We start from the raw sequence: 16,394 nt of genomic DNA, 5'->3' as shown, positions 1-16,394 counted from the left end.
GTGTTGCGGGGATTTCCCGGCCCCCCGGGGGCACGCCGGGATGCCCGCCTGGGCCTCGCGTGTGGGCCGTTGAACCCGGGGGTTGGGCGGGGCTTGTGAGCCGGTGGGTCTTGTGGTCGGGGGGCGAGTGCGCAGGGTGGGCTTTGGTCGCTCGGCTGCGTGGGCGCGTGGATGGGTGCCGGGTGCCGGGTGCCGGGTGCCGGTCTGCCGGGAGGTCGGCTCGGGAGGGTCGCGCCGAGGGCGCGTGCCTGGGGGCGGGTGGCCCGTGAGTCGTCGGGTCGTGTGGTCCGGGCCGCGGGGTGAGTGCGCGGGGTGGGCTCCGGGCGCTCCGTCGGTGCCGTGAGGTCACGGTGCCGCGGCCGTCGCGGTCAGCCCGCCGGCGAGGCCGCGGCCAGCTCGCGGATGCCCGTGACGTCCATCCGCACGGGCGAGCCGAGTACGGACCCGCAGCTCTCCGGACGGGGCGGGAGCGACGCGCCCTGGGCCACCTCCACCAGCCACCGGCGCCCGTCCGTGTGGGCGACGGTCACCGCCCAGAGGGGCGTCGTGCCGTCCGTCGCCACGACGCGCAGGGCCTCGGCGGCGTACTCGCCCACCGCACGCCGGACGGCCAGCTCGGCCGCCTGGCCGGGCCGCTCCCACGCGGAGGCTCCCCGGCACCCCTCCACGACGATCCGGCCCTCCTGCACACCGTGCAGCACCTCCTTGACGGCGTGCGCCTCGGCCCTGCCGTACGCGTAGCCGTGCGGAAGTACCAGCACCGTGGGCGAGAACCGGTGGCCGCCCAGGTGGGTGACCTCCCAGACGCCCTCGACGCCGGAGGCGGCCAGCTCCGCCGCGAGGGGCCGGCCGAGGAGGGCGCAGCAGCGGTCCCGCTTGCCGTTGGTGCAGACCAGGGCGAGCGGGTCGCCCGTGTGGGGCCCGCCGCCCAGCTCCGTCCGCAGGGTCTCGGGTTCGCCGCGGCCCAGCGCGGCAAAGTCGAGATCGAGCAGACGTCCGGGGTCGGTGACCGTGGCGGTGTGCAGCCATACCTTTCCCGGAACGGTGTGGGCCACGTACATCTGGCGCAGGGCGGATACTCCGCTGTCCGCGTGCCGGCCGGCGCGGCGTATGAGCGCGATCCGCACCCCGGTGCCCCGCGCGGCGGCCTCCAGGGCGCGGCCCAGCGAGGGATCGAGATGGCTCGACGTGAGCGCCTTGGCCCCCCAGGGGCCGGTCTGCTCCAGCAGCAGCCAGGTCCGCGCGGTGGCCGCGGTTCCCGAGACCGGCTCCTCGAGTTCCCGGGAGACGGTTGAGCATGTGCTACTCACAGAGGTGAGCCTAACCTGACTTGTGGGCGGGGTGCCTGCCGGCCTGACCCGTGTCGTGTACCCGCTGTGGCGTCGCACGGTCACCACACCGCCAGGGTGCTGCGGATCAACCTCGCCCAGGCCCTGCACCGGCGCTTCGAGCCGCGTCCTGCCGAACGGCCGCTCCGCCGGCCCCGAGCCGTAACCGCCGAGGCCCACCGCGTGGCGTCCTGCCAAGCCCCGGGCCGCGGGGCACGTCGTCGCCAGGGCCGGTGCCGTGCGGTCGGAGGGCGCACCGCGCTGTACGGAGATCCGCGCTGCGGGCTCCGAACGGCCCGGCGCCGCCCACCCGGACGGCGGGACCGCCCGCTTCCTCGCCCGGCCGGAGGAGGCGGACGTGGCACACCTCGCCTGTCACGTCACGCGGCGCTGACCGGCGCCCGGCTGCCCGACCAGACGATCGGTCCCGCGCTGATGGCCGACCACCACCGGTGTCTGGCGCGCGGGGTGCCGCAGGCCACGGTGCCGGCCCACGCAGCGGCATGTCCCCGCGTTCCCGTCCCTGGCTCTGTGGGCCTCCACCGTCCACATGGAGCGCCGCCCGGGCACCGGGATGCGGCCCCGCGGCCGACACGGAGGGCGCCGAACCGCTCCCGCGGAGTGAACCGGACGGCGTGTGGCAGTAGGGGCGCCTATGGCGAGCGTGGCATCACCAGGGGGCCCTGCGGTGCGTGCCACGGTGACGCCCGCGGCGGGCGGAGGCGCCCGCGCCTTGCTCGTATCCTGGTGCGTCAGTCGATTCCCGGGCGTGCGCGCAGACGCGGGCCGGGGTGCGCCGAGGGTGGGAGAGGGGTCGCGAAGTGGTGCTCAGGGGCGGGCGGCAGATCCCGGTCGTGGTGCTGGCCGGATTCCTCGGCTCGGGGAAGACCACGCTGCTCAATCACCTCCTTCACCGCAGCGGTGGCAGCCGTATCGGAGCACTCGTGAACGACTTCGGGGCCATCGAGATCGACGCCATGGCCGTCGCGGGGGCGCTAGGGGACTCGACGGTGTCGCTCGGCAACGGGTGTCTGTGCTGTGCCGTCGACGGCAGTGAGCTGGACGTCTACCTCGAACGGCTGGCCAGGCCCTCCACCGGGACCGACGTGATCGTCATCGAGGCCAGCGGACTCGCCGAACCGCAGGAGCTCGTGCGGATGGTGCTCGCCAGTGAGCATCCGGGGATCGTCTACGGCGGACTCGTCGAAGTGGTGGATGCCGCCGAGTTCGACGCCACCCGGGCCAGGCACCCCGAGATCGACCGGCACCTCGCTCTCGCCGACCTGGTGGTCGTCAACAAGGTGGACCGGGCCGCGGACGCAGAGAGGGTGGTGGGGCTCGTGCGGTCACTGGCCGGCCGCGCGGCCGTGGTGCCGGCCACCCACGGACGCGTCGATCCCGAGCTCTTCTTCGACTGCCGGCCGGCCGGGGAGCGCGTCGGGCAGCTGTCCTTCGACGATCTGCACCGCGACGGCGACGAGCACACCGGGCATCTGCACACCGCGTACGACAGCCTCTCCTTCGCCACCCGGCGTCCGCTGGACCCACGGCGGCTGATCCGGTTCCTGGACAGCCGGCCCGAGGGGCTGTACCGGATCAAGGGGTACATCGACTTCGGGCCGTACGACACCGGCAACCGGTACGCCGTGCATGCCGTGGGGCGGTTCCTGCGGTTCTACCCCGAACCCTGGACGCCCGGCGCGGAGCGGCGAACCCAGCTCGTCCTCATCGGCGCGGACATCGACGCCGCCACCCTCGGCGAGGAGCTGGAGCGCTGCGTGGACGACGGCGCCCCACACGCCGACGAACGCGGCATGTGGGGCGTCCTGCGCTATGTGCAGGGGGCCGCGGAGGACCCGGCGGCGGTCTAGACCGGGCCGGCCACCACCGACACCGTCTTCGCCAGGGACACACCGGAGCCGTCCCGGCGCGGGTCGGGCTCCGGGAGGTCCACCGCGGCGCCGTTCCTCTGGGCGGCGCGGGCCGGGGCCGGGCCCGCCCAGGCCAGGGACAGGCAGTCCTCGCCCTTGAGGAACCGCTGGCACCGCACACCGCCGGTGGCCCGCCCCTTGCGCGGGTACTGGTCGAACGGGGTCAGCTTGGCCGTCGTCTGGACGGAGTCGTCCAGCGTGCCGCGCGAGCCCGCGACGGTGAACACCGCCGCGTCCACCGCGGGATCGACCGCAGTGAAGCAGATGACCTTCGCGCCCTCGGTGAGTTTGATGCCCGCCATGCCGCCCGCGGGGCGGCCCTGCGGACGGACCTGCGCCGCCGGGAAGCGCAGCAGCTGGGCGTCGTCGCTGATGAAGACCAGATCCTCCTCGCCGGTGCGCAGTTCCACCGCCCCGACGATCCGGTCACCCTCCTTGAGGGTGATGACCTCCAGCTCCTCCTTGCTGGAGGGATAGTCGGGCACCACCCGCTTGACGACGCCCTGCTCGGTACCCAGCGCCAGGCCGGGCGACGACTCGTCGAGCGTGGTCAGACAGATCACCTGCTCGTCGTCCTCCAGCGACACGAACTCGGCAAGGGGCGCCCCGCCCGCGAGGTTCGGTGTCGGCATCGTCTCCGGGAGCTGTGGCAGGTCCACGACGTTCAGCCGGAGCAGACGGCCGGACGACACGACGACACCGATCTCACCGCGGGCCGTCGCCGGTACGGCCGAGATGATCACGTCGTGCTTGACCCGCTTGGCGCTGTCGGCCAGCGGCGCGTCGTTCGCGGTACGGGCGAGCAGCCCGGTGGCGGACAGCAGGACGCGGCACGGGTCGTCCGCCACCTGCAGCGGCACGGCGACGGCCGGGGCACCGCCGGACTCCAGCAGGTGCGTACGGCGGTCGTTGCCGAACTTCTTGGCCACCGCGGCCAGTTCGGCGGAGACCAGCTTGCGCAGCTCCGCGTCCGAGTCGAGGATCCGGGTCAGTTCCTCGATCTCCGTGTTCAGCCGGTCCTTCTCGGCCTCCAGCTCGATCCGGTCGAACTTGGTGAGACGGCGCAGCGGAGTGTCCAGGATGTACTGGGTCTGGACGTCGCTGAGCGAGAAGCGCTCCATCAGACGCTGCTTGGCCTGCGCGGAGTTCTCGCTGGAGCGGATGAGACGGATGACCTCGTCGATGTCCACCAGGGCCGTGAGCAGGCCCTCGACCAGGTGAAGGCGGTCGCGCCGCTTGCTGCGGCGGAACTCCGAACGCCGGCGTACGACGGTGAAGCGGTGGTCGAGGTAGACCTCCAGGAGTTCCTTGAGGCCGAGGGTGAGCGGCTGGCCGTCCACCAGGGCCACGTTGTTGATACCGAAGGACTCCTCCATCGGCGTCAGCTTGTACAGCTGCTCCAGCACCGCCTCCGGCACGAAGCCGTTCTTGATCTCGATGACCAGGCGCAGCCCGTGGGCGCGGTCGGTGAGGTCCTTGACGTCGGCGATGCCCTGGAGCTTCTTCGAACCGACCAGGTCCTTGATCTTGGCGATCACCTTCTCGGGCCCGACCGTGAAGGGCAGCTCGGTGACGACCAGGCCCTTGCGGCGGGGCGTCACGTCCTCCACCGTGACCGTCGCGCGGATCTTGAACGTGCCACGGCCCGTCGCGTAGGCGTCGCGGACACCGGACAGGCCGACGATCCGGCCGCCGGTGGGCAGGTCGGGTCCGGGGATGTGCTTCATCAGGGCGTCGAGATCCGCGCTCGGATGCCTGATCAGGTGCCGCGCGGCCGCCACGACCTCGCGCAGATTGTGCGGCGGCATGTTGGTGGCCATACCGACGGCGATGCCCGACGCGCCGTTGACCAGCAGGTTCGGGAACGCGGCGGGCAGCGCCACCGGCTCCCGCTCCTGGCCGTCGTAGTTGGGACCGAAATCGACCGTGTCCTCGTCGATGGACTCGGTCATCAGACTGGTGGCCTCGGCCATCCGGCACTCGGTGTACCGCATCGCGGCGGGCGGGTCGTCGTTGCCCAGCGAGCCGAAGTTGCCGTGGCCGTCGACCAGGGGGACGCGCATCGAGAACGACTGCGCCATGCGCACCAGGGCGTCGTAGATCGACGCGTCGCCGTGGGGATGCAGCTTGCCCATGACCTCGCCGACGACGCGGGCGCACTTCACATAGCCGCGCTCCGGCCGCAGCCCCATCTCGTTCATCTGGTAGACGATGCGGCGGTGCACCGGCTTCAGGCCGTCGCGCGCGTCGGGCAGGGCGCGGGAGTAGATGACCGAGTACGCGTACTCGAGGAAGGAGCCCTGCATCTCGTCGACGACGTCGATGTCGAGGATCTTCTCCTCGTACGAGTCGTCGGGCGGCGGGGTCTTCGTGCTGCGGCGGGCCATCGCTGCCGGCTCCTTGCTGAAGCGTTGGGACGGGATCTGACGCGGACCATTGTGGACTGCCGCACTGACAGGCGGGACCATGACCCGTTTCCGGGTGGTCGGTTCGTCGGGGAGCGGCGGCGCGAGCAGGGTACGCGGCGGGTGCGGTGCGCATCCGCGCGGGGTGACGGGACACGCGCGGGGCCGCTGTCCCGAGGGCACCTCTCCGGGCGGGTACGACCGCCCGACGTGCGCGGGGCGTGACGGCGCGTGGCCCGTCGCCGGGTTCTCGCTCTCGGCGTAGCCGCCCGCGGCGGGAACTTCTCCGGCCGTCCGCGCGCTTGCATACAGTGGCAGGACCGGCACGAACGGCGGTTTCGACGACCGCCTCCGCGATCGAAGGGACGTACATGCCCATGGGTCACACGGCCACAGCCCAGGCAGGCTCCGGCGGGCTGACAGCGACCGAGCACCGCCTGTCCAACGGCCTGCGCGTGGTGCTCTCCGAGGACCACCTGACCCCGGTCGCCGCGGTGTGCCTCTGGTACGACGTGGGTTCGCGCCACGAAGTCAAGGGACGTACCGGTCTGGCTCACCTTTTCGAGCACCTGATGTTCCAGGGCTCCGCCCAGGTGAAGGGCAACGGTCACTTCGAGCTGGTCCAGGGCGCCGGCGGCTCCCTCAACGGCACCACGAGCTTCGAGCGCACCAACTACTTCGAGACCATGCCCGCCCACCAGCTGGAGCTCGCCCTCTGGCTGGAGGCCGACCGCATGGGCTCCCTGCTGACCGCTCTGGACGACGAGTCCATGGAGAACCAGCGGGACGTCGTCAAGAACGAGCGCCGCCAGCGCTACGACAACGTCCCCTACGGCACCGCCTTCGAAAAGCTGACCGCTCTCTCGTACCCGGAGGGCCACCCCTACCACCACACGCCCATCGGCTCGATGGCGGACCTGGACGCGGCCACCCTGGAGGACGCGCGCCAGTTCTTCCGTACGTACTACGCGCCGAACAACGCCGTGCTCTCCGTCGTCGGCGACATCGACCCCGAGCAGACGCTCGCCTGGATCGAGAAGTACTTCGGCTCCATCCCCGCCCACGACGGCAAGCCCACCCCGCGCGACGGCTCGCTGCCCGACGTCATCGGCGAGCAGGTGCGCGAGATCGTCGAGGAGGAGGTCCCCGCGCGTGCGCTGATGGCCGCCTACCGGCTGCCGGAGGACGGCACGCGCGCGTGCGACGCGGTCGACGTGGCGCTCACGATCCTCGGCGGCGGCGAGTCCTCGCGGCTCTACAACCGTCTCGTACGGCGTGACCGCACGGCCGTGGCCGCCGGTTTCGGGCTGCTCCGGCTGGCCGGGGCGCCGTCCCTGGGCTGGCTGGACGTGAAGACGTCCGGCGACGTCGAGGTGCCGGTCATCGAGTCCGCCATCGACGAGGAGCTCGCCCGGTTCGCCGACCAGGGGCCCACCGCCGAGGAGATGGAGCGCGCCCAGGCCCAGTTGGAGCGCGAGTGGCTCGACCGGCTGGGCACGGTCGCGGGCCGCGCCGACGAGCTGTGCCGGTACGCCGTCCTGTTCGGCGACCCGCAGCTCGCCCTGAGCGCCGTCCAGCGCGTGCTGGAGGTGACGGCGGACGAGGTGCGGGAGGCCGCCAGGAGCCGGCTGCGCCCCGACAACCGCGCGGTGCTCGTCTACGAGCCCGTCGCCGCGCCCGACGACACCGACGACACCGAGGAGGCCGCCGCGGCCGCCGGCACCGACGAGAACGAGGAGGCGGCGAAGTGACCGAGCTCGCCACGATGGACTTCCACCCGCAGCCGCAGGCCGGCGAGGCCAGGCCCTGGGCATTCCCGGCCCCCGAGCGCGGCACCCTCGGCAACGGCCTGACCGTCCTGCGCTGTCACCGCCCCGGTCAGCAGGTCGTCGCCGTCGAGGTGCTGCTGGCCGCACCCCTGGAGGCGGAGCCGGCCGGCCTCGACGGTGTCGCCACGATCATGGCGCGGGCCTTCTCCGAGGGCACCGACAAGCACTCCGCCGAGGAGTTCGCGGCCGAACTGGAGCGCTGCGGCGCCACCCTGGACGCGCATGCCGACCATCCCGGAGTCCGCCTCAGCCTGGAGGTCCCGGCTTCCCGGCTCCCCAAGGGGCTCGGTCTGCTCGCCGACGCGCTGAGGGCGCCGGCGTTCGCCGACAGCGAGGTCGAGCGGCTCGTCCGCAACCGCCTCGACGAGATCCCGCACGAGCTGGCGAACCCCTCCCGGCGCGCGGCGAAGGAGCTCGCCAGGGAACTGTTCCCGGCCAGTGCGCGCATGTCGCGCCCGCGCCAGGGCAGCGAGGAGACGGTCACCGGCATCGACTCCGCGGCCGTACGCGCCTTCCACGAGAAGCACGTCCGCCCCGCCACGGCGACCGTCGTGATCGTCGGCGACCTCACCGGCGTCGACCTGGACGAGCTGCTCGGCGACACGCTCGGCGCCTGGACCGGCTCCCCGGCCCAGCCGCGGCCTGTCCCGCCGGTGGTGGCCGACGACACCGGCCGGGTCGTCATCGTGGACCGCCCCGGCGCCGTACAGACGCAGCTGCTGCTCGGCCGTATCGGCCCGGACCGGCACGACCGCGTGTGGCCCGCGCAGGTGCTCGGCACCTACTGCCTCGGCGGCACCCTCACCTCCCGGCTGGACCGCGTCCTGCGCGAGGAGAAGGGCTACACCTACGGCGTACGGTCCTTCGGACAGGTCCTCAGGTCCACCCCGGACGGCACGGGCGCGGCCATGCTGGCCATCAGCGGCTCCGTCGACACCCCGAACACCGGCCCGGCCCTCGAGGACCTGTGGAAGGTGCTGCGCACGCTCGCCGCCGAAGGGCTCACCGACACCGAACGCGACATCGCGGTGCAGAATCTCGTGGGTGTGGCGCCGCTGAAGTTCGAGACCGCCGCGGCCGTCGCGAGCACCCTGGCCGACCAGGTCGAGCAGCACCTCCCGGACCACTACCAGGCCGACCTGTACCGGCAGTTGGCCGCTACCGGCACCGTGGAGGCCACCGCGGCGGTGGTGAACGCCTTCCCGGTGGACCGCCTGGTGACCGTCCTCGTCGGGGACGCGGCGCAGATCAAGGAGCCGGTGGAGGCCCTCGGAATCGGTGAAGTCACCGTGGTGAGCGCCGAGTAGCGGGCCGCCGCGAGCAATCCCGCGAGAGAGCCCTGGTGACCCGGACGTCACCAGGGCTCTCTTATGCCCGAATTGGGGCGGAGGCTGCCTGTCTGCCCTGTGGCATGCGCTACAAAAACCCGGATCTGTTTGAGGATCGAGGGACGCCCCGCTTAGCGTCGTCCGGGCTGTTCGTCGGGCAGTGCGCCGCACCCGCGGCACCGGGCAGCCATCGCCGAGTCCCCGTACGGCGCGAGCCAGGGGAGCCGGGGACCCACATGAGTCCCTGGGGTGAATCGGACGCCCGCGCGTGTCGCGAGGGGGTCCGTAGGAGACCTTCCTGCTCCGAACCCGTCAGCTAACCCGGTAGGCGAGAGGGAAGGAAAGGAACAGCCTGTACATGGCGTTCACCCGCGCCCCGGGCAAGCACCGTCGTCCCAGCAGGATGCAGCGCGGCACCGTCCGTGCGGCGGGCGTCGCGGCGCTCACCGGCACCGGCGTTGTCGGCTCCCTGGCGGCTCCCGCGTTCGCCGCCGAGCCCGCCGCCGCACAGACCGGCCTCACCCCCGTCGTCACCCTCGGCGACGCGGTCGCCGACCGCGTCGACGCCCAGGCGGCCGCCCAGCACGAGGCCGCACGCGAGGCGGCCGAGGCCGCCGCACGCAAGGCCGCCGAGGAGGAGGCCCGCGAGCGGGCCGCCGAGGAGGCCGAGGAGGCCCGAGAGGAGAAGGAGCGCGCCGCGCGTGAGGCCGAGCGGATCCGTCTCAACACCTTCGTCTCCCCGATCCCCGGCTCGTACGTGTCGACCGGCTACAAGAGCGGCGGCGCCGTGTGGTCCTCCGGGAGCCACACCGGTGTCGACTTCCACGCCGCGAGCGGCACCCCCGTCCAGTCGGTCGGCATCGGCACCGTCGTCGAGGCCGGCTGGGGCGGCGCGTACGGCAACCAGGTCGTCATCAGGATGAACGACGGCACCCACACCCAGTACGGGCATCTGTCGTCGATCGCCGTCTCGGTGGGTCAGCAGGTCGCCGCGGGTCAGCAGATCGGCCTCTCCGGCGCGACCGGCAACGTCACGGGCGCGCACCTGCACTTCGAGGCCCGTACGGGCGCCGACTACGGTTCCGACCTCGATCCCGTCGCCTACCTCCGCGGGCACGGCGTGAACCTCTGAGCGGTCCGCACCCCGGCGTCCCGATGCCCCGGCCCCCGGGCCGGGGCATTTCGGCGTTCAGGCCGCGGCCCGTCCAAAAAATACGCATGGATTTCGGCTCGCCGTCGGAAATTCCCGCTGATTGCAATAGAGTCACGGAACAGACGTCACGTGACGACGTTTCACGGGGATTAAGCCGGAGGTCGATCAATGCGTATTCCCGCGCAGTCGGTGTGCACGGCGATCCGGGACGACATCGTCGCGGGTGTTCACGAGCGCGGCAGCCGGCTCACCGAGGAACTTCTCGCCCGCCGGTACGGAGTCTCCCGCGTCCCCGTCCGGGAGGCGCTGCGCACGCTGGAGGCGGAGGGCTTCGTGGTCACCCGGCGGCACGCGGGCGCGTGTGTCGCGGAGCCCACCGAGCAGGAGGCCGCCGACCTGCTGGAGATGCGAGTGCTCCTCGAACCGCTCGGCGCCTCCCGCGCGGCCCAGCGCCGCACGGAGGCCCATCTCAAGGTGCTGCGCGGTCTGGTCCGGCTCGGCCAGGAACGCGCCCGGCAGGGCAACAGCGACGACCTGCGCTCCCTGAGCGGCTGGTTCCACGAGACGCTCGCCCAGGCCTCGGGCAGCCCGGCACTGACGTCGGCGCTGGCCCAGCTGCGGCACAAGATCACCTGGATGTACGTCACCGAGGGGCCCGCCGACCCGGTCGAGTACTGGGCGGAGCACGGCGCGATCGTGGACGCGGTGGCGCGCGGTGACGGCGACCGCGCGCGGGCCGTCACGGCGCTGCACGCCGAACGCGCGAGCACCGGGCACCGCCTGAGGTTCGGCCCCGGTTCCGGTGCGGGCGCCGGCCGGGCAGGCCGCGCGGACCGTGTGAGGAACGCGCAACATCCCGTAAACATGCCGAGCCTGCGTCCTTAACACGGCTGCCGTATACAAAGAGGACGTTATTTCCGGGGGTTTGTTTCTGCTGCCTGAAAAAGGGGAGAGCGGGAAATGCGGAAGGCCCGCCCGGTAGTCCGGGCGGGCCTTTCCGTGTGCGGTCGACGGCGTCTGTGAGAAGACAGTCTCCGCACACATAAACAATTCAGACGGTCTCGGGAAGCTCCTCGAGCCCCTCGGAGACCAGCTTCGCCAGACGGTCCAGGGCGGCGTCCGCCCCTTCGGCCCCGGAAGCCAGGACGATCTCCTCGCCACCCTGGGCGCCCAGGCCCAGAACCGCGAGCATGGAGGCCGCGTTGACGGGGTCACCCCCGGCCTTGGCGATCGTCACCGGGACGCCTGTGGCCGTGGCGGCTCGGACGAAGATGGAGGCGGGGCGGGCGTGGAGACCCTCGGCCCAGCCGACGTTGACGCGGCGCTCAGCCATGTGTTGCTGCCCTTCGCTGTTCAGGGTTATCTAGACCAGTTTCCCACATCGTGAAGCATCCCCGGAGCGGCATCCGTGCCGCTCCGCCCGACAGCCGGACCGCGGCCTCGGTCCGGCTGTCGTCCACCACACACTGCCTCGCGCCGTTGCCGTACGCGAGCCGTACGCTGGGGCCCATGCAGATCTCGTCGGACCGGCACGAGTATCCCGCCCACTGGGAAGCCGACGTGGTGCTGCGCGACGGCGGCACCGCGCGCATCCGCCCCATCACCGTCGATGACGCCGAGCGCCTGGTCAGCTTCTACGAGCAGGTGTCGGACGAGTCGAAGTACTACCGCTTCTTCGCGCCCTACCCGCGCCTGTCCGCCAAGGACGTCCACCGCTTCACGCACCACGACTTCGTGGACCGGGTGGGACTCGCGGCCACGATCGGCGGCGAGTTCATCGCCACCGTACGCTACGACCGGATCGGCGCCGACGGGACGCCCGCGACCTCCCGCCCGGCTCCCGCCGCCTCCGACGGGGCGCGGGACGAGCCGGCGCCCCCCGTCCCCGACGAGGCCGAGGTCGCCTTCCTCGTACAGGACGCACACCAGGGCAGGGGCGTCGCCTCCGCCCTGCTCGAGCACATCGGAGCCGTGGCCCGGGAGCGCGGCATCCGCCGGTTCGCCGCCGAGGTGCTGCCCGCCAACAACAAGATGATCAAGGTGTTCAGGGACGCCGGCTACACCCAGAAGCGCAGCTTCGAGGACGGCGTCGTACGCCTGGAGTTCGACCTCGAGCCCACCGACCGCTCGCTGGCCGTGCAGTACGCGCGCGAACAGCGCGCGGAGGCCCGCTCGGTGCAGCGGCTGCTGGCCCCCGGCTCGGTCGCCGTCGTCGGCGCCGGACGCGCGCCCGGCGGTGTGGGCCGCAGCATCCTCGACAACATCAGGGACGCCGGGTTCACCGGGCGGCTGCACGCCGTCAACAAGTCGTTCGAGGAGGACCGGAGGGAACTGGACGGGGTGGCCGCGTACCGGTCCGTCCGCGCCATCGACGGGCCCGTCGACCTCGCCGTCGTCGCGGTGCCCGCCGAGCACGTCCCCGAGGTGGTCACGGAGTGCGGTGAGCACGGTGTGCAGGGGCTCGTGGTCGTCTCCGCCGGCTACGCCGAGTCCGGGCCCGAGGGCCGCGAGCGCCAGCGCGCCCTGGTACGGCAGGCCCGTTCGTACGGCATGCGGATCATCGGTCCGAACGCGTTCGGCATCGTCAACACCTCTCCGCAGGTACGGCTGAACGCGTCGCTCGCCCCCGAGCCGCCCCGCGCGGGCCGGATCGGACTGTTCGCGCAGTCGGGCGCGATCGGGGTCGCCCTCCTCTCGCGCCTGCACCGGCGCGGCGGCGGCGTCACCGGGGTCACCGGCGTCTCCAGCTTCGTCTCGTCGGGCAACCGGGCCGACGTGTCCGGCAACGACGTCCTGCAGTACTGGTACGAGGATCCCGACACCGACGTCGCCCTGATGTACCTGGAGTCCATCGGCAACCCCCGCAAGTTCACCCGCCTCGCACGGCGGACCGCGGCGGCGAAGCCGCTGGTCGTGGTCCAGGGCGCACGCCACAGCGCCGGTCCCAGGGGACACGCCGTACGGGCCACCCGGCTGCCCCACGAGACGGTGTCCGCGCTGCTCAGGCAGGCCGGCGTGATCCGGGTGGACACCATCACCGAACTGGTCGACACCGGCCTGCTGCTCGCCCGCCAGCCCCTGCCGTCCGGACCCCGGGTGGCGATCCTGGGCAACTCCGAGTCCCTGGGGCTGCTCACCTACGAGGCCTGCCTCGCCGAGGGCCTGCGCCCGCAGCCCCCGCTGGACCTCACCACGGCGGCGTCGGCGGCGCAGTTCCACGCGGCGCTCTCGCACGCGCTGGCCGACGACACCTGCGACGCGGTGGTCGTGACCGCGATCCCGGCGGTGGGGGAGGGTTCGGTCGGGGACGCGGCCCTGGCCGAGGCCCTGCGCTCGGCCGCCGCCGCGACCCCGTCCAAGCCGGTCCTCGTGGTCCACGTCGAACTCGGCGGTCTGGCCGAGGCCCTGTCGGCCGCCACCAGCACGGCACCCCCGCCGGCCCCCGAGCAGCCCGGCACCCGACCGCGGCCGGGACCGGACACCGCGGGGGACCCGGTGGGCACCGTCGCGGACACCGCGGGGGACGCGGGAGCACACACGCGGGCGGGCGCCGCGCCGCGGCCCGGCGAGGGCGGGACCCCGCGGCCGGACGCGGTGGCGGCACCGCGGGCCGGGACCACCACCCCGGCGGCCACCGCCCCCGCCCCGGCGGATCCGGTCGTACCCCCCGAAGGCGCCCACCTCATCCCCGCCTACCCCGCCTCCGAGCGTGCCGTCCGGGCCCTCGCGCAGGCCGTCGCGTACGCGCAGTGGCGGCGGGACGCCGCCGAGCCCGGCAAGGTGCCGGAGTACGAGAGTATCGACGAGAGGGCGGCCGCCGCGCTCATCGAGGGGCTGCTCCCGCGCGGCGAGGACCTCACTCTCGGCAGCGGCGAGACCTGCGACCTGCTCGGCACGTACGGCATCGAGGTGCACCGGGCCCTGCCCGCCCCCACCCCCGACGCCGCCGCCGGCGCCGCGCGCACCCTCGGCTACCCGGTGGTCCTCAAGGCGACCGCCCCGCACCTCAGGCACCGGGCCGACCTGGGCGGAGTCCGTCTGGACCTGGCGAACGAGGAACAACTGCGCCGGGCCTACGGCGAGTTGACGGAGCTGTTCGGGGCGCCGGCGGAGCTGCGGCCCGTGGTGCAGCGGATGGCGCCGCGCGGCGTGGACACCATCGTCCGCGCGGTCATCGACCCCGCCGCCGGCGCGGTGCTGTCCTTCGGGCTCGCCGGGGCCCCCTCGCAACTGCTCGGGGACATGGCGCACCGGCTGATCCCGGTCACCGACCGGGACGCCACCTCACTGGTGCGATCGATCCGGACCGCCCCGCTCCTCTTCGGCTGGCGCGGTTCCGCGCCCGTCGACACCCCGGCCCTCGAGGAACTGATGCTGAGGGTCTCGCGGCTGGTCCACGACCATCCGGAGGTCGTCGCGGTCACCCTGGAACCGGTCGTGGTCGCCCCGCACGGTGTGAGCGTGCTCGGCGCCTCCGTACGGCTGGCCCCGCCGCCGGCCCGCGACGACCTCGGGCCCCGCACCCTCCCGGCGTACTGAGGCCGGCGGCGGAGCGGGGCGAGCGGTGCCTCGCGGTCGGCGGCCCCCTTAGGATGGGCATCATGGCCAAGACCAGTACGACGACCCAGGGGCTGCGGGCGGCGATCGAGCGCAGCGGCTACTACCCGGCCCTCGTGGCCGAGGCGGTGGAGGCCGCCGTGGGCGGTGAGCCCGTCCGGTCGTACCTGGTCCACCAGGAGACGACGTTCGACCAGAACGAGGTGCGGCGGCATGTGACCGTGCTCGTCCTCACCGGCAACCGCTTCATCGTCAGCCACACCGACGAGCAGGCCGCGGACACCACCTCCCCGACGCCGTACGCCACCACGTCCACGGAGTCGGTCAAGCTCGACCGGATCTCCTCCATCGTGGTCAGCAGGGTGGTCGCCAACCCGGAGTCGTACAAGCCGGGCACGCTGCCGCGCGAGATCGTGCTCACCATCGGCTGGGGCGCAGTCTCCCGCATCGACCTGGAGCCGGCCGCCTGCGGCGACCCCAACTGCGAGGCCGACCACGGCTACACGGGCAGCTCGACGGCCGACGACCTGAACCTGCGGGTCAGCGAGGCCGGGGACGGGCCGGAGACGGTGCGCCAGGCACTCGTCTTCGCGCAGGCCCTCTCCGAGGCCACCGCGGACACCACGCGCTGATGGCGCACTCCACCGTCCGGGACTCCCACCCGGAGTACCCGGAACCGATCCCCGTCCACTCCGCCCCCGTGCCCGAATACGGGACGGGTTCGCTCGCCGACCTGCTGCCCACGCTCGCCGCGGGCCTAGGCGTCCCCGGTATGACCGCCGGCATGGGGGAACTGACCCCCGCCGACCGGAACTGCGTGTTCCTGATCGACGGCCTCGGCTGGGAGCAACTGCGCGCCCACCCGGACGAGGCCCCCTTCCTGACCTCGCTCCTCGGCAGCTCCCGCGGCGGCACCGGCCGCCCGATCACCGCGGGCTACCCGGCGACCACCGCGACCTCCCTCGCCTCCGTCGGTACCGGCCTGCCGCCCGGCGCCCACGGCCTGCCGGGCTACACCGTGCGCAACCCGGACACCGGCGAGCTGATGAACCAGCTGCGCTGGCAGCCCTGGTCCCCGCCCGGCGCCTGGCAGCCGTACCCCACGGTCTTCGAGCTGGCCCACCGCGCGGGCGTGCACGCCGCCCAGGTGTCCTCACCGACCTTCGCGAACACCCCGCTGACCAAGATCGCGCTCAGCGGCGGAGCCTTCCACGGACGGCTCTCCGGCGAGGACCGCATGGACACGGCCGCCGCACAGCTGGCCGGCGCCGACCGCGCCCTCGTCTACACCTACTACGCCGAGGTCGACGGAGCCGGTCACCGCTTCGGTGTCGACTCCGACACCTGGCGCGGCCAGCTGATGTACATCGACCGGCTGGTCCAGCGCCTGGCCGAACAACTGCCCCCGCGCAGCGCGCTCTACGTCACCGCCGACCACGGCATGATCGACGTCCCCTTCGACGAGGACCACCGCATCGACTTCGACGAGGACTGGGAGCTGAAGGCGGGCGTCGCCCTCCTCGGCGGCGAGGGCCGCGCCCGGCACGTGTACGCGGTCAGCGGCGCGGCGAACGACGTACTGACCTGCTGGCGCGAGGTTCTCGGCGAGCAGTTCTGGGTCGCCTCGCGCGACGAGGCGATCGCGGCCGGCTGGTTCGGGCCGGCCGTCGACGAGCGGGTGTACCACCGCATCGGCGACGTGGTCGCCGCCGCGCGGGACGACGTCCTGCTGATCGCCTCCGAGCGGGAGCCGAGGGAGTCGGCCATGGTCGGCAACCACGGTTCGATGACCCCTGCCGAGCAACTGGTCCCCCTGCTCGAAGTACGCTCCTGAGACTCCGCCCGCGTTCCCTGCCGAAAGGT

At 72.8% G+C, this 16,394-nt stretch carries 11 protein-coding genes and 1 riboswitch; of the genes, 8 read left to right on the top strand and 3 right to left on the bottom strand.

Features of this window, described 5'->3' with window-relative positions:
- Positions 1–368 precede the first annotated feature (368 nt).
- A complete protein-coding gene (locus HTV45_RS25250; RefSeq protein ID WP_215208169.1) occupies positions 369–1,310 on the bottom strand; it encodes a sucrase ferredoxin in 942 nt (313 codons plus the stop codon).
- 839 nt (positions 1,311–2,149) lie between these two features.
- On the opposite strand from HTV45_RS25250, the gene HTV45_RS25245 reads away from it, so the two are divergent.
- Entirely contained in the window at positions 2,150–3,199 is a 1,050-nt protein-coding gene (locus HTV45_RS25245; RefSeq protein WP_215208168.1) for a GTP-binding protein, read from the top strand.
- Here the strand turns inward: HTV45_RS25245 and HTV45_RS25240 are convergent.
- Complete coding sequence (locus HTV45_RS25240) at positions 3,196–5,646, bottom strand: DNA topoisomerase (ATP-hydrolyzing) subunit A (RefSeq protein WP_215208167.1); 2,451 nt, start codon at positions 5,644–5,646, stop codon at positions 3,196–3,198. The genes HTV45_RS25245 and HTV45_RS25240 overlap by 4 nt on opposite strands.
- Positions 5,647–6,035: 389 nt before the next feature.
- Here HTV45_RS25240 and HTV45_RS25235 point away from each other — a divergent pair, with 389 nt between their 5' ends.
- From HTV45_RS25235 to HTV45_RS25220, 4 genes are all read left to right on the top strand, one after another.
- Positions 6,036–7,415: a pitrilysin family protein gene (locus HTV45_RS25235; protein WP_215208166.1), complete on the top strand. Its 1,380-nt coding sequence runs from the start codon at positions 6,036–6,038 to the stop codon at positions 7,413–7,415.
- Complete coding sequence (locus tag HTV45_RS25230) at positions 7,412–8,800, top strand: pitrilysin family protein (protein ID WP_215208165.1); 1,389 nt, start codon at positions 7,412–7,414, stop codon at positions 8,798–8,800. Before HTV45_RS25235 ends, HTV45_RS25230 begins: the two co-directional genes overlap by 4 nt.
- Before the next feature lie 202 nt (positions 8,801–9,002).
- A riboswitch (cyclic di-AMP (ydaO/yuaA leader) is annotated at positions 9,003–9,167 on the top strand.
- 12 nt (positions 9,168–9,179) lie between these two features.
- Positions 9,180–9,953, top strand: a complete 774-nt coding sequence (locus HTV45_RS25225) for a M23 family metallopeptidase (protein WP_215208164.1) — start codon at positions 9,180–9,182, stop codon at positions 9,951–9,953.
- Positions 9,954–10,142: 189 nt separating this feature from the next.
- Positions 10,143–10,859 (top strand): GntR family transcriptional regulator, encoded by a 717-nt coding sequence (locus HTV45_RS25220; protein ID WP_215208163.1) that lies wholly within the window; start codon positions 10,143–10,145, stop codon positions 10,857–10,859.
- Positions 10,860–11,025: 166 nt separating this feature from the next.
- Here the strand turns inward: HTV45_RS25220 and HTV45_RS25215 are convergent, their stop codons facing one another.
- Positions 11,026–11,307, bottom strand: coding sequence for an HPr family phosphocarrier protein (locus HTV45_RS25215; RefSeq protein WP_215208162.1), 282 nt, complete (start codon positions 11,305–11,307; stop codon positions 11,026–11,028).
- A gap of 176 nt (positions 11,308–11,483) precedes the next feature.
- On the opposite strand from HTV45_RS25215, the gene HTV45_RS25210 reads away from it, so the two are divergent.
- From HTV45_RS25210 to HTV45_RS25200, 3 genes are all read left to right on the top strand, one after another.
- Positions 11,484–14,513, top strand: a complete 3,030-nt coding sequence (locus HTV45_RS25210; RefSeq protein WP_215208161.1) for a bifunctional GNAT family N-acetyltransferase/acetate--CoA ligase family protein — start codon at positions 11,484–11,486, stop codon at positions 14,511–14,513.
- Between the two features lie 62 nt (positions 14,514–14,575).
- Complete coding sequence (locus HTV45_RS25205) at positions 14,576–15,163, top strand: DUF5998 family protein (RefSeq protein WP_215208160.1); 588 nt, start codon at positions 14,576–14,578, stop codon at positions 15,161–15,163.
- Positions 15,163–16,365 (top strand): alkaline phosphatase family protein, encoded by a 1,203-nt coding sequence (locus HTV45_RS25200; protein WP_215208159.1) that lies wholly within the window; start codon positions 15,163–15,165, stop codon positions 16,363–16,365. The genes HTV45_RS25205 and HTV45_RS25200 overlap by 1 nt, the downstream gene beginning before the upstream one ends.
- Positions 16,366–16,394: the final 29 nt, after the last annotated feature.

The organism is Streptomyces sp. CHD11, assembly GCF_018638295.1.
GTDB lineage: Bacteria > Actinomycetota > Actinomycetes > Streptomycetales > Streptomycetaceae > Streptomyces.
Note: the sequence above shows the minus strand (reverse complement) of the source record. Positions and strands in the feature narration are given on the sequence as shown.

What these genes read in the sequence shown, in the direction of transcription:
- HTV45_RS25240 (WP_215208167.1), bottom strand. Translation starts at nt 5,646, where the DNA reads ATGGCCCGCCGCAGCACGAAGACCCCGCCGCCCGACGACTCGTACGAG.
- HTV45_RS25235 (WP_215208166.1), top strand. Translation starts at nt 6,036, where the DNA reads ATGCCCATGGGTCACACGGCCACAGCCCAGGCAGGCTCCGGCGGGCTG.
- HTV45_RS25225 (WP_215208164.1), top strand. Translation starts at nt 9,180, where the DNA reads ATGGCGTTCACCCGCGCCCCGGGCAAGCACCGTCGTCCCAGCAGGATG.
- HTV45_RS25220 (WP_215208163.1), top strand. Translation starts at nt 10,143, where the DNA reads ATGCGTATTCCCGCGCAGTCGGTGTGCACGGCGATCCGGGACGACATC.
- HTV45_RS25215 (WP_215208162.1), bottom strand. Translation starts at nt 11,307, where the DNA reads ATGGCTGAGCGCCGCGTCAACGTCGGCTGGGCCGAGGGTCTCCACGCC.
- HTV45_RS25210 (WP_215208161.1), top strand. Translation starts at nt 11,484, where the DNA reads ATGCAGATCTCGTCGGACCGGCACGAGTATCCCGCCCACTGGGAAGCC.
- HTV45_RS25205 (WP_215208160.1), top strand. Translation starts at nt 14,576, where the DNA reads ATGGCCAAGACCAGTACGACGACCCAGGGGCTGCGGGCGGCGATCGAG.
- HTV45_RS25200 (WP_215208159.1), top strand. Translation starts at nt 15,163, where the DNA reads ATGGCGCACTCCACCGTCCGGGACTCCCACCCGGAGTACCCGGAACCG.